The sequence below is a fragment of the Corallococcus sp. AB018 genome, from assembly GCF_003986945.1.
Classification (GTDB): Bacteria; Myxococcota; Myxococcia; order Myxococcales; family Myxococcaceae; genus Corallococcus; species Corallococcus exiguus.
In genome coordinates this window covers 1-11,209 of sequence record NZ_RAWR01000287.1, presented here as the reverse complement: position 1 = coordinate 11,209, position 11,209 = coordinate 1, and the positions used below count along the sequence as shown (strand labels likewise).

The window sequence follows — 11,209 nt, the reverse complement described above, 5'->3', positions numbered from 1 at the left end:
GCGCGGGGCGGGGTGGAGGTGCTCGAGGTTCCGGGCGACCACTTCACCCTCATCGCCATGCCTCACGTGGAGGCGCTGGCCGAGCGCCTCACGGCCTTGCTGGAGCGGGCCCGGTCCGGGGACTCGTTCCAGCGGGTCGGGTAGTCCCGGCCCCAGCGCCGGTCAGGTGCCGGACGGGCCCAGGCGACGGAGCGACTCCGCCGCCGCCTCGCGCAGCTCCTCTTCCGGGGCCTGCGCGAGGGCCCGCAGCGCCGCGGGCACCTCATCACCCGGGTAGGCGATCTCCCCCAGCCGCTGGGCCGCCAGCACGCGGTCCTTCACCGCTCCACGCCGCAGTTCCTCCAGCAGGAAGCCCTTGTAGAGCCCCAGGAAATGATTCTCCGCCTCCAACATGCCCGCGCAGAGCGACCGCAGGTGCGCCACGTCTTCGGCGGCCTCCGGCACCCGGTAGCCCCAGCGCTTGCGGGCCGCGTAGATCTGCTCGTACAGGGGCGTCCACGCGTCGTTGACGAGCTCGCGGTGCGCCTCGATGGCCTCGCGCTTGGAATACGTGTACCCGCCCGCCTTCACCGCCACCTCGGCCGTCGCCAGCCGGCAGGCCAGGGTGACCAGCTCCTTGAAGCCCCGGTGCGACTGGCCCTGGGCATCCAGCACCTCGCGGTGGTCGTAGCCGTAGAGCTCGCCGCGCGGGTCCGGGTAGATGAGCGGGAAGCGCAGGGGTTCGCCCTCGGCGCGGGCCCGGGCGCGCTCCATGAAGACGTAGGGCCGGTGCATGCAGTAGCGGATCCACGCGTCCAGCGGCATCAGCGGGATGCGCTCCCGGAGGTCCTCGCCCATGAGCAGCAGCGACGTCTTCTTGAGGTTGACGGCGCCCTCCTCCAGCAACTGCTCCTCCTCCACCGCGTTCGCATCCAGCGACAGGGGGCTCAGCGGGCTCACGTGCCGGCGGAAGTGCTCGAAGCGCCGCCGCTCTCCCGGCTGGAACCGGCCCTTGAAGACGAGCGTCAGGTCGATATCGCTCTCGCCCACGGCCTCGCTCGTCGCGTGGCTCCCCAGCAGGTAGCAGGCCTGGAGGCGGCCCGGGAACACCATCTGGAACAACCCCAGGAAGCCGAAGAAGACGGCGTTGAGGTTCATGTCCTCCGTGAAGCCCACCAGCGACAGCTCTTCATCCATCACGTGAATTCCCCATCCTTTGCCTGCGCCGCGGCCGGCATCCTAGGAGCCGCACGGCTCCCGGCGCGAGCCCGCGCGTCCCAGCCCCAGCGTCCCACAGGAGCAGTCCATGGTCCGTGACTTCACGCAGTCGGAGGTACAGAGCCTTTGCGAGTTGCTCGGCGTGAGCGACCTGCGCGACCCGAACGCGGCGGGGGTGAAGAGCGCTCCGCTCATCGAGGACGTGCGCCGGGTCCTGAAGCTCCCGGTGCTGCCCCACAGCCACCTGCTGGATGAGCAGACCTGGATGATTGGCGGACGTGTCCTGCGGTGGCTTGGCGGGGAGATGACCACGTCGGTGGACGATGGGGACTACGACCTCTTCTCCGGCTCGTTCCCGGCCATGGAACGCACCCTGAACCGCATGCTGGAGTCGGGCTACTCCATCACCCGGCTGCAGTACATGAATCCCTGGCCGGGCATCCCGGTGCCGCGCATGCTGCGCCGCAAGCCATCCCCCGTGCGCAAGCCCCCGAGGAACGCGTCCGTGCCGGACCTGCCAGGGCTCCTGTTGCGGACGATGCCGGATGGCCGCGACATGTACTGCATGCGCCTCACCTCACCGGAGAGGCATGTCATCCAGTTCATGTACATTCCGTCGCTCTTCCCGGACGGGGCCAGGCCGGACACGCTCATCGAGCAGACGGACCTCAGCATCTGCCAGTTCACCCTGGACGGCGCCTACCTGCGCGCGGGTCCCCACTCGTGGTCCGACTTCGTCCGGCATCGCCTCCGCGTGGTCCACATGCGCAGCGGCCGCCGCACCGCGGGCCGCCTGTTCAAATACGCCGCCCGCGGGTTCTGGCCCGACGCGCGGACCGTCCAGACCGTCTATGGCCGGTGGCTGTCCGAGGCGCTGAAACGCGGAGGAAATCCCGCGCGTTTCAAAGCCTGACCCGACGCGACACATCCCTGTACTTCTTGTGAATCCAGGTATGCTTGACAGTACTGGAAAAATAGCTCAATTGGATACACGCGCAGTGTTTTTGTTCACATGCGGCATCAGCGCTTCTCGCTGCCTGGCTTGGGGCGAGCAGGTTCCAGGATCGACATGAAGAACGTGGCCGTCGATGAGATTGAGTACATCGAGTTGTGCGTCGGAGATCTCCTCCAGTCGACCCGCTTCTTCACGGACGCGCTGAACTTCCGTCGCGTCGCGGAAGGCGGTCCGGAGACGGGGCTCGAGGCGCAGCGCTGCGTGCTGATGCAGCAGGGCCGCTGCCGGGTGCTGCTGACGCAGGGGCTCACCCCCGAGTCTCCCTCGTCCGAGTACGTCCAGCGTCACGGTGACGGCGTGCGGGACATCGCGCTGCGCACCCCGGACCTGGTGGCCACCTACGCGCACGTCATCGAGCGCGGCGCCCATCCGGTGCGCGAGCCCGCCATCCTCCAGGACGGCCACGGTCGCCGCGTGCTGAAGGCCACCGTGCAGGCCATGGGCGACGTGGTGCACTCGCTCATCGAGCGCGAGGGGCCCTGGGAGGGCTTCCTACCCCCGGGCCTGCGCGCGGTGGACGCGCCTCAGTCAACGGCGAAGGAGCTGTTCTCCGGCCTGGACCACGTGGCCATCTGCCTGTCCCCGGGCACGCTGGACGCCATGGTGCGCTTCTACACGGAGGCCTTCGGCTTCCGGCAGTCGCACGAGGAGAACGTCAAGACCCACGGCAGCGGGATGAACTCCAAGGTGGTGCAGAGCCCCTCCGGGCGCATCTGCTTCCCCATGCAGGAGCCCATCTCCCACGAGAACCCGGGGCAGATTGGCGAGTTCCTCGCGCGCCACGGCGGACCGGGCGTGCAGCACCTGGCCATGCTCTCCCCGGACATCGTCGCCAGCGCGCGGCAGCTCCGGACGCAGGGCATCGAGTTCCTGGACATCCCGGCGGCGTACTACGACCGGCTCGAGGGGCGGCTCGGCCCCATTCCCCTGGACCTGGGCCCGCTGCGCGAGATGGGCATCCTGGTGGACCGGGACGCATGGGGCCTGCTGTTGCAGTCCTTCACGCGCTCGGTGCACCCGCGGCAGACGCTCTTCTTCGAGGCCGTGGAGCGCAAGGACGCACGCGGCTTCGGCGGCGCCAACATCCGCGCCCTCTACGAGGCCGTGGAGCACGAGCTGAGCCGGGCCCAGTCCTGAGCGCTTCGGCGTGTGCGAAGGCGTGGTACTGACGCCCGCACCCTGCCGGAGCACTGGACCTCAGACGCCTCGTTCGTCGACGCCTGCGTCGGCCTCAACCGCGCCGTCTGCGTGGCGGTCGTCCACGAACCTTGCAGTCCCTGAGCGTTGGCGAGAGCGGCCTGTGCGCTGCCGGCCCGAAGGATCTGTTCCTCTACGACGGCGCGGCCTGGACGCGGATCGACTGACGGGCAGCCACGGAGCAGACGCGCGGCGGCGTGGTCGAGGCGGCGCCCTCTGTATTGAGCGCATGGCGGTTACCGCCCCAACAGCAGTCCCTTCGCGGTTTCCACGAAGCGGCGCAGGGGCACCGACTGCTGGTTGCGGCTTGGGTAGTAGAGAAAGTACCCCGGCACCATGGGGGCATATTCTTCGAGCACGACCTCGAGTTCTCCCCGACGCAATTCATCGCGGATCCAGGCTTCCGGCGAGTACGCGAGGCCGAGCCCTCGCTTCGCAAGCGTCGAGCACAGGAGTCCGTCGTTGGTTGCAATGCCGCCGCGCACCGGAACGCGCCAGGACTTGCGACCCCGCTCCAGTTCCCACGCGTACAGCGCGCCAGTCGTCGGCGACCGGAACGTGATGCACTCATGCTCGAGCAGGTCCTCGGGGCGCCTCGGACGGCCGTGCTTGGCCAGGTAGCCGGGTGAGCCGACCACGACGAAGCGGAAAGGCTCTGTGAGTCGCACTTGCACCATGTCACGCTCAATGCTCTCGCTGAGGCGAACGCCGGCGTCGTAACCGCCTGCGACGATGTCCACGAAGCGCTCGTCGAGAACGAGCTCGATCTCGACACGAGGGCATCTCTCGCGGAACGTTGGCAGCACGGGTTCAAGGATGAGCGACACCGCCGCATGCGGCACTGAGAGCCGGAGTCGCCCGACGACCTCACCATGCTTCGCGGAGACCTCCGCGAGCGCGGCGGCGGTCTGGGCGAAAACGGGGCCGACACGGTCGACGAGGCGGCGCCCAGCGTCCGTCAGAGAGACGCTCCGCGTCGTGCGCTGAACGAGTACCACCCGCAGGCGCTCCTCGAGCTGCTGCACGGACTGACTCACGGCCGAGCGCGAGATGCTGAGCTCGCGAGCGGCGCCGATGAAGCTGTTGGCACGGGCGACCGCCAGGAATGCCTGGAGCTGCGTAAACGGGATGTCGTCCATGACCTTGCTTCGGCCCGTGCGGCCTTGATTGTCAAGTTCAGCTTACCAAGGCATCCATTACTGGGCCCTGTTGCATCAAGGGCGTTGGGCACATGTTGAGTCCGGAAGGCAGCGAAACGATGACGAGGCTGGATGGAATCTGGCCGGGGCCGTGCGGCCAGGCGCCCGAAGCCTACGCCTGGTAGCCGTGCGGCCACAGGTTCGCGAGGGCCTGCCTCGTGGTCTGCATCCCAACATCAATCTGGAGAACGAGACATGAATCCGACGTATGACTTCAAGGGGCAGGTGGCCCTGGTGACCGGCGCGGCGATGGGGATGGGCCTCGCCACGGCGCGAGCCTTCGCACAGAGCGGAGCTTCTGTGGTGCTGGCGGATCGCGATGGAGAGCTCGCTGCGAAGGAAGCCGCGAAGATCGTCGAAGAAGGCGGTATCGCCATCGGTGTGGCCTGCGACGTCACCGACGAGGCGCAGGTCGCCGCCGCGGTCGATCGGACAGTGACGGAGTATGGCCGGCTCGACATGGCGTTCAACAACGCTGGCATTCAGGTCCCCCCGAGTGACGCCGCGGAGGAGCCGGCGGAGAATTTTCATCGTGTCATGGCGGTCAACCAGTTCGGTGTTTGGGCGAGCATGAAGCACGAGCTGCGCGTCATGCGTGAGCAGGGGTCTGGCACGGTCGTGAACAACTCGTCGCTGGGCGGCCTGGTCGGACTCCCACAGCGCGCGGCGTACCATGGCACCAAGCACGCCGTGCTCGGCATGACCAAGAGTGCGGGCGTTGAGTACGCGCCGCGCGGCATCCGCGTCAACGCGGTCTGCCCCGGTACCATCGACACGCCGATGGTGCGGGACATGCTGAAGGGCCAGGCAGACGCGATGGAGGGAATCTTGAAGGAGCAGTCGATTGGACGGCTCGGTCGGGCTGACGAGGTTGCAGCCGCCGTGTTGTGGCTGTGCAGTCCGGGCGCGAGTTTCGTGGTCGGCGTCTGCCTGCCGGTCGATGGAGGATTCACCGCACATTGAGCACGGAGCCGAAGATGTAGCCGTCCCGTGGATCCGCGGACGCGATTCGACGGCGCTCTACGCAGGCAAGGCCCCGTGCCGAAGCGAAAAGAACAGACGCCAATTCCTCATGGCCTTCACGCTCCTCAACTGCTCTCTGGCGAGTAGGCGTGGGAAGCCGGCCTCCGCGGTCGGTCCTGAGAGAGCAGGCCTCTCGAACCGTCTTCACGGAAGCGCACTGGGCCCTGCGGAAGGCCGAGGGCGTCTGGCCGAAGTGCCGATGGAGCGCGCGGTTCAGTCCGGAGTTCGTCATCGATGGCGGGACGGTCCCCACGGCATGAAGGCGGGTGGGGCTGCCATCCACTCCGCGTCAGTACGGTCTTCTGCTATGAAGTCCGAGCGGTCGATAGGAGGGGGTGGTCTCTTGAGACGGGTTGCAAGCCATGCGTGGGTGTTTCTCGTTGCAGTTGGGTGCATGCATAAGCCTCAGGGGTACCAGGTGAACGGAGTGACCCTGACAACGAGGGAGGAGGCCGCGGCCTCTGGCTTCAAGCCATGGACGCTGTCGGTTGCCTTCGGTGCCCGGCAGGATGGTACCCAGTTGCTGCTCGACTTCATGAAACGCGCGGAAGCCGCAGGGGGGCGTTACGTGAGCGACGTGCACATCGTGCTGGCGAGTGACCAGGATGGGGAGCCGGTAGAGTGCCGGACGGAGATTGTGCCGGAGTCTTCAGTTGAGATTGGCCGAACGCTTCAAAGTACGCCGGGGCGTACCGAGATGCGGCATCACATGGTTCCCGTCACGAAGACTGTTTTCGAAAGCCAGTTTCAATGCCAGTCCGTCACGGAGCCACGCACTGTCTCGGAAACCTACTACGAGAGTCAGTACGACCCTTCCTCGAAGACGACCCGCTCCGTGCCGCGCACGCGAATGGTGACGCGCTTCGAGCACCGTCAGAAATGCGGTCACGTGCCCATGATGCGCACCGTGACGCGCTTTGAGTATCAGTTCCGCAGCGAGTACATCCCGCCTCGCTTGGAATTGGTGTCGCGGCAGTACACCCGGTGGAGCCTGAAGGAGACGCTGCCTACGTGCGCGCCACCTTCGCCGCGGACGGGCGACTCGCCCTCCATGCCCCACCGGGTCGAAGGTGAGGTGTACGGTTGCTCGCTCGAACAGGCGCCTGATGAGCCGCAGCAGAAGGGTGGGGAGTCGGAAAGTCGAAGCCTGAAGCTACGAAGACAGTATCGCCAGAGTGCCATGGCGAAGGGGCTGGTGCCCGCGAGCTGCCAGGACCTGGCACTCCAGGTGCCGCCGGACATCGAAGCGCCCTGATTCACGCCTCGGCTGATTGGGGCGGGCTCCAGAGTGAGCCGAGAAGACTGAGCACTGCTTGGGGTCGAGCGCGGTAGTAGCCCAGCCCCGAGCGCAGCGCGTTCTGAATCTCGGTCATCTGCTCCTCACTCAGCTCCAGCCGGCTCATGCAGGTTCAACCCGCGACCCCCGACGGGTTCATCCGAGCCGTGAATCTGGGGGCGCCCACGACTCCTGTGAACCCGGTTGGACGTACGCTCCGCTGGCTGCGAGGGACAAGGTGCGGTTAAGTATCGCAACTCATCAATACGCGCCGGTTGGCACTGGCGCCTGACGCTGTGAAGGATGGGCCATGTCTTTGAATGCCTATGATCTATCTGCGGGCCTGTTCGTCCGCGGATTGACCAACTTGAAAGCGCAGCTGACGAAGGCCGAAGACCATGCCGCTGCCAGTGGCAGCGGTGAGGCGGCGTTGCTGGACGCGCAACTCGCTGCGGAAGGGCCCATGCACGGCCTTGCGAGTGGCGCGCCAGCTGACCTGCACCTGTACACGCTCGCCGCGCAAGTCCACTGGGCCGCGGAGGGAGCCAGGTTGGCGATCGCGCAGTTGCTGGGTGCGCCACGGGTGCCGGCCGCGAACGATGCAAAGAGCTTTGCGGATCTGCACCAGCGGCTCGATGCGACGATCGCCTATCTCCGAGAGCTCGCGCCAGGCGACCTCGAAGCCGGCCTTGAACGAGCGATTGTTATCGAGCACCGCCGTGGCTCGATGCACTCCAGTGGCCGCCAGTTTCTGATCGCATTCGCGATCCCCCACTTCTTCTATCACGTGACCACCGCCTACGGCATCTTGCGCAACCAAGGCGTGCGACTCACCATGGGTGACTTTTTGGGCAACTGGGGGGCGGGTTGAGCTGAACCATGTGACCCGGACCTGGACCTGGTGGCCGACGTGCTTCCCTGGGAGGACGCGCATGACCATGAGCGCTCGCTGCTCCAGCATCTGCTGCCGCAAGTCCAGCCAGGACACCTCTGGGTGGCGGACCGAGGTTTCAGCACGCGTTCGATTCTCCAGACATTCGCCGCCCACGATGCCTTCCTGCTGGTGCGGGAACATGCACGCAACCCCTCACCGAGCGAGGAGCGCCCGTGAAGGAAGGTGGGGCGCATCGAGACCTGCACGGTATTCGAGCAGCCGGTGTCCATTCCAGACGGAGCCAACGGCCTGCTGCGACTGCGGCGCATCGAGATTGAACTCGACGCGCCGACCAAGGACGGCGAAACCGTCATCCGGCTGCTGACGAACGTCCCAGCGAACCGAAAGGCAGCCACCACCCTCGCCCAGTTGTACCGCACGCGCTGGCGTATTGAATGCCTTTTGGGCCGCTTGGAGTCCGTCCTCGAAAGTGAGGTACCAAGCCTTGGCTCTCCCCGGGGCGCCCTGCTTGGATTCTGCGTTGCGCTGCTGGCCTACGACGTGTTGGCCCTTTTGCAGGCGGTGCAGACCGCCCACCCGGTGTGCGAGGAGAAACCCATCTCCCCTTTCTACATCGCGGCCGAACTGCGCGAGTACTACGGCGGAATGAAGGCCGCCCTTCCGGAGGAAGTCTGGGTCCCATACGAAGGCCAGACATCGAAGCGGCTGGCCCGGACGCTGGTGGAAATGGCAAGGCGTGTAGACCCTGTGATGCTCCTCAAGCATCCTCGCGGTCCGAGGCCAGCGAAGAAGAAAGGCTACGCGCCAGCGAGCGAGGTGCGCCGGCAGGTCGCGAAGTCACGCGTCCTCGCTGCCGGCGCCGTCGACTACGTCAAGCGAGATGTTTAAAGGGGTGCGACTCAGAGTCCGTTGGGGACCACGGTCACGGTGCCGGAGCCCCTGTTGGTCAGGATGAGATCGGCGTACCCATCCGCGTCCATGTCCGCGGTGGCGATGGCGTTGAGGCCAGGCGAGGCGCCGGTCGTGACGACGGTGCCCGAGGTGAAGCCTCCATTGCCGTTGCCGGTCATCGGGCGGACGCCGCCCGAGGCCGTTGTAACGAGGATGTAGGCGTCGAGCTTGCCATCGCCGTTGAAGTCACCGGCCACGACGCCCAGCGCCGAGTTGGTGGCCGTAGTGGCCGCGGCGGTTGACTGAACGCCGCTCGCGAAGGTGCCGTTGCCGTTCCCTCTGAAGTAGAAGAGGTACCGGCCGGCCGCGCCGTTCGAGAGGATGTCGAGCGTGCCGTCGCCGTTGGCGTCGCCGAAGGCGATGCCCGCCGTCTGGCCGCTTGCGGAATTGCTGTAGGCGACTGGTGCGGCGAACGTGCCGTCTCCCTGGTTGATGAGGATTGACAGGCGTGCGCTGGCGGGGCTCGTCACCACGATATCGGAGAAGCCATCGCTGTTCAGGTCACGGCAGGCGATGGTCGACTGAGCGCCGCCGGTGCTCTGGATGCCGATGAACGTGGGCGCGCCGAAGTTGCCCGCGCCGGTGCCGAAGAGCACGCTCACCTGGTTCTGGGTCACGCTGGTCGTGGCGATGTCAGCCACCCCGTCGTCATCGAAGTCCCCGGTGCAGAGGTGGACGGAGCCCGGGGTGCCTGTGGTGAAGCTCGTCGGCGCGCCGAAGGTCCCGGGCGCGCTCGAGCCCAGGTTCTTGTAGACGCTGATGTTTCCGTTGATGAGGGGCAGGTTGGTCTGGCCGTTGACGGTGACGGCGTCGAGCCACCCGTCGCCGTCCACGTCCACGGCCACGACCGCGTTGCTGGAGAGCGAGGCGCTCCCGTAGTTGACCTCCGACTGGACGCTGGCGTCGCCATTCCCCAGGAAGACGGAGAGGGAGCCAGAGGGAGTCTGGGTCGACCCGGATTCGGCATTGGCCACCAGGATGTCGAGCTTGCCGTCGCCATTCACATCGGCGACCGCCGGGGCCAGCGGGCTGTGGTTCGCGGGGGAGCTGACCGGCGTGCCGGGGACCTGTCCAGTGGGGGCGGTCTGGCAGGTGGCGTTCGAGCAGATCTGGCCCGTCGAGCACACGATGCCGCAGGCGCCGCAACTGTCGGCGTCGCTCTGGAGGTTCACCTCGCAGCCGTCGGACGAGTTCGCGTTGCAGTCCGCGAGGGTGCCTGAGCAAGACTGGCAGATGTTCCCCTCGTAGGTGGGCGCGCACTTGCAGGTGTAGCTACCCACGCCGTCGATGCAGGTGCCACCGTTCAGGCAGGGGTTTGCGGCGCACTCGTCGATGTTGGTGCAGGTCACGCCGTCGCCCTCGTACCCCGCATTGCAGGCGCAGGTGAAGGAGCCCCCGATGTTGGTGCAGGAGGCGTTGTCGTTGCAGTTGTCGGTACCGGCGGCGCACTCGTCGATGTCGGTACACACTGTCGGCTCTCCCGTGCAGGTGTAGCCCGGCTCCAACTGGCAGACGCTGTTGCAGCCGTCTCCCGAGAGCTGATTGCCGTCGTCACAGACTTCGAATCCGCCCAACACTCCATCTCCACAGAAGACTCGTAGCGACGTCTCCACCGCGTCCACCAGGTAGAGCGCGAGCACCGCGCCTCTCAGGCGCACGTAGCGATAGGGCACGTTCCCCGGGTACGTCGCCACCGCGATATGCGTCCCCAGGCCCAGCTCCTTCAGGTGCAACGTGCTGGAGCCGATGAAGGTCCCATCCGCCTTCAGGAAGTCCACCTGGGCCACGAGTGCCAGCGTGAGTCCCTGATAGTAGACGCGCAGGTCTCCGGTGCCTTCCTCTCCCTGGCCCAGGTCCAGGACCAGCGCCGAGTTGAGCACGCTCAGCATGGTCGCGGCCTGCCCGTCCGGAGCGCCCAACGCCGCGCTCGCGTTGAGCACCGCCGCCGTGGTGCTCGACACCACCGCGTCCGCATACGGGTCCCACGTCAAGGAGGCTTCCGGCCGCTCACGCGTCAACGCCGCGTCACCCGCTTGCGACACCCCATCCTCCGGAGGACCTACCGTCTCATCGAGGGACTCCACGGCACACGCCCCCAGCGACAAGGCCAGCGCCACGCCCAGTCCCCATGACCACAGCACACCAAGATGACTTCGCATCGAGTGTCTCCCTCCGAGGAGCAGGATGAAGCCCAGAATGGACCCCCCTCCTCATGGAATGAACGACACCATTCCGTGCTCCCCGCTGCCAGGCACGCAACACTTTGATGGCAAACGTTCTCGGGCTGCCAGCCAACAAGTCCTGGAGGACCATCGACAGAAAGTCCATGTCATGCCTGTGTCCGTCTCCGCGAATCGATGCGCAGAGATGGGAATGGTAGCGCATCGCCAACAGTGCCGGTGAGCCCCAGGTGCGCGGCCAAGCGTCAAACCTTCGAGTGGAGGTGACGCCAGCAC

At 66.5% G+C, this 11,209-nt stretch carries 10 protein-coding genes; 7 read left to right on the top strand and 3 right to left on the bottom strand.

The features are described from left to right. Positions 1–162: 162 nt before the first annotated feature. Positions 163–1,176, bottom strand: a complete 1,014-nt coding sequence (locus D7Y11_RS38590; RefSeq protein WP_120574433.1) for a hypothetical protein — start codon at positions 1,174–1,176, stop codon at positions 163–165. 109 nt (positions 1,177–1,285) lie between these two features. Here D7Y11_RS38590 and D7Y11_RS38585 point away from each other — a divergent pair, with 109 nt between their 5' ends. Next, positions 1,286–2,110, top strand: a complete 825-nt coding sequence (locus tag D7Y11_RS38585) for a hypothetical protein (RefSeq protein WP_126936181.1) — start codon at positions 1,286–1,288, stop codon at positions 2,108–2,110. 156 nt (positions 2,111–2,266) lie between these two features. Beyond that, on the top strand, positions 2,267–3,349 hold the full coding sequence (gene hppD / locus D7Y11_RS38580; RefSeq protein WP_158624256.1) for a 4-hydroxyphenylpyruvate dioxygenase: 1,083 nt from the start codon (positions 2,267–2,269) through the stop codon (positions 3,347–3,349). Between the two features lie 296 nt (positions 3,350–3,645). Here the strand turns inward: hppD and D7Y11_RS38575 are convergent, their stop codons facing one another. Next, positions 3,646–4,548: a LysR family transcriptional regulator gene (locus D7Y11_RS38575; RefSeq protein ID WP_120574436.1), complete on the bottom strand. Its 903-nt coding sequence runs from the start codon at positions 4,546–4,548 to the stop codon at positions 3,646–3,648. 255 nt (positions 4,549–4,803) lie between these two features. Here D7Y11_RS38575 and D7Y11_RS38570 point away from each other — a divergent pair, with 255 nt between their 5' ends. From D7Y11_RS38570 to D7Y11_RS38550, 5 genes are all read left to right on the top strand, one after another. Continuing rightward, entirely contained in the window at positions 4,804–5,571 is a 768-nt protein-coding gene (locus D7Y11_RS38570; RefSeq protein WP_126936180.1) for a glucose 1-dehydrogenase, read from the top strand. Between the two features lie 478 nt (positions 5,572–6,049). Then, positions 6,050–6,886: a hypothetical protein gene (locus D7Y11_RS38565; protein ID WP_126936179.1), complete on the top strand. Its 837-nt coding sequence runs from the start codon at positions 6,050–6,052 to the stop codon at positions 6,884–6,886. A gap of 331 nt (positions 6,887–7,217) precedes the next feature. Beyond that, the gene (locus tag D7Y11_RS38560) at positions 7,218–7,778 is read left to right on the top strand and encodes a DUF1993 domain-containing protein (RefSeq protein ID WP_126936178.1); all 561 of its coding nucleotides are present in this window, start codon (positions 7,218–7,220) and stop codon (positions 7,776–7,778) included. A 30-nt stretch (positions 7,779–7,808) separates the two neighbouring features. Then, positions 7,809–8,018, top strand: coding sequence for a hypothetical protein (locus tag D7Y11_RS38555; protein ID WP_120578119.1), 210 nt, complete (start codon positions 7,809–7,811; stop codon positions 8,016–8,018). Between the two features lie 6 nt (positions 8,019–8,024). Next, positions 8,025–8,690 (top strand): transposase, encoded by a 666-nt coding sequence (locus D7Y11_RS38550; RefSeq protein ID WP_120578118.1) that lies wholly within the window; start codon positions 8,025–8,027, stop codon positions 8,688–8,690. Between the two features lie 11 nt (positions 8,691–8,701). Here D7Y11_RS38550 and D7Y11_RS43975 read toward each other — a convergent pair whose 3' ends face one another. After that, complete coding sequence (locus D7Y11_RS43975; protein WP_172815261.1) at positions 8,702–10,912, bottom strand: FG-GAP-like repeat-containing protein; 2,211 nt, start codon at positions 10,910–10,912, stop codon at positions 8,702–8,704. Positions 10,913–11,209: the final 297 nt, after the last annotated feature.

Coding starts and splice junctions, on each gene's coding strand:
- D7Y11_RS38590 (WP_120574433.1), bottom strand. CDS start 1,176: ATGGATGAAGAGCTGTCGCTGGTGGGCTTCACGGAGGACATGAACCTC.
- D7Y11_RS38585 (WP_126936181.1), top strand. CDS start 1,286: ATGGTCCGTGACTTCACGCAGTCGGAGGTACAGAGCCTTTGCGAGTTG.
- hppD (WP_158624256.1), top strand. CDS start 2,267: ATGAAGAACGTGGCCGTCGATGAGATTGAGTACATCGAGTTGTGCGTC.
- D7Y11_RS38575 (WP_120574436.1), bottom strand. CDS start 4,548: ATGGACGACATCCCGTTTACGCAGCTCCAGGCATTCCTGGCGGTCGCC.
- D7Y11_RS38570 (WP_126936180.1), top strand. CDS start 4,804: ATGAATCCGACGTATGACTTCAAGGGGCAGGTGGCCCTGGTGACCGGC.
- D7Y11_RS38560 (WP_126936178.1), top strand. CDS start 7,218: ATGTCTTTGAATGCCTATGATCTATCTGCGGGCCTGTTCGTCCGCGGA.
- D7Y11_RS43975 (WP_172815261.1), bottom strand. CDS start 10,912: ATGCGAAGTCATCTTGGTGTGCTGTGGTCATGGGGACTGGGCGTGGCG.